Annotated in this window: 1 protein-coding gene; it reads left to right on the plus strand. The window is 33.1% G+C overall.

Features of this window, described 5'->3' with window-relative positions; translation table 11 throughout:
- Positions 1 to 302: condensation domain-containing protein (locus tag A4R26_RS13665; protein WP_133054660.1), on the plus strand; the 302-nt coding region annotated here is incomplete at both ends.

The raw sequence follows: 302 nt of genomic DNA on the forward strand, positions 1-302 counted from the left end.
TGGATCATATCATGGTATTTGAGAACTATGCGGTAAAGGAACTGAAGAGTGATGGTGTATTAAATAGCCAGGGGGAAGAAAGATTGTTCATAGAGTCTGTGGAAGTATTTGAACGATCCAATTACCACTTTAATATATTAGTTAACCCATCAGCTGATTCATTAAATATAAATATTAAATATAATCTCAATGTCTATGACGAGTTATCGTTGAAGCAACTGATGAGACATTTTGATAAGTTAATCAATGAATTTGCGCAAAATGCAAACCAGTCTTTAGGAACAATAGATTACTTGTCGGAA

It is taken from the genome of Niastella populi (assembly GCF_002078015.1).
GTDB classification, from domain to species: Bacteria; Bacteroidota; Bacteroidia; order Chitinophagales; family Chitinophagaceae; genus Niastella; species Niastella populi.